This window comes from Oleiphilus sp. HI0043 (assembly GCF_001634935.1).
Genome location: NZ_LWEY01001848.1, coordinates 1 through 1003, shown reverse-complemented (window position 1 = coordinate 1003; position 1003 = coordinate 1). Strand labels below are relative to the sequence as shown.

Below are 1003 nucleotides of genomic sequence, written 5' to 3'. Positions count from 1 at the left end.
TCGCTTTTGGATGGTGTATCCGCTGCAACCTTGTTGCAAAATGCCGATCTAGCGATGTATCAAGCCAAAGCCTCAGGTAAGAATAGCTACCATATCTTCAATCACCAGCTCCATAAAGATGCTGACTCGCGTATGGCCTTGGAGGAAGAGTTGCGCCATGCTGTCGAACGGGAAGAGTTTGTATTGCACTATCAACCGCAAATGGATTTGAGTACCGGAAAGCTGATTGGTTGCGAAGCTCTATTAAGGTGGCAGCATCCTAAGCGCGGTCTGTTATCGCCATTTTTCTTTATCGATATGGTAGAGAATAACGGTCTGATTATTCCCATTGGTAAGTGGATTATTCATGAAGCTTGCCGCCAGTGTGCCGATTGGCAGCAGCGCGGACTATGTGATGTTAAAATGTCGATCAACTTGTCAGCTCGCCAGTTTAGTGATCCTGACTTACTTAACGATATTACTCAGGCAATTTCTTTGCACCGTGTTAACCCCGAGAACCTAGAGTTTGAGGTGACTGAGTCCTTGTTAGCGACCGATATTAAGCATGCGATTTCCTTATTGAAAGAGTTGCAGTCTTTGGGACTAACCATTGCAATTGATGACTTTGGTACGGGATATTCTTCTCTTAACTATCTTAAGCAGCTCCCTCTGGATAAACTCAAGGTCGACCGTGCATTTATTATGGACTTACCCAACGATAATGATGACAAGCAGATCACGGCGGCAATTGTTGCTATGGCACATACTTTGAACTTGAAGGTGGTGGCTGAAGGTGTGGAAACAGTTGAGCAGATGGCTTTCTTGCAAGAGTTGGGTTGTGAGATTGGGCAGGGATATCTATTTGACAAGCCCTTGAGTGCTGATGAGTTCTTCTCGTCCCCGCTTAAGTCTGTCGGGTTTAAGCCAAATAACTAAGATAGGCTTTGATTTCCAGGATATTTCAAAGCGGGGCGTAAGCCCCGCTCATGGTTCAAGGTCTAGAACAGATCTTCGATCGATAAAT

The 1003-nt window shown here is 45.2% G+C and carries 1 protein-coding gene; it reads left to right on the top strand.

The genetic code is table 11. From position 1 onward, the window contains the following. Nucleotides 1-915 (top strand): bifunctional diguanylate cyclase/phosphodiesterase (locus A3729_RS28320; protein WP_156498199.1); only part of this gene is annotated, 915 nt, incomplete at its 5' end. Nucleotides 916-1003 lie beyond the last annotated feature (88 nt).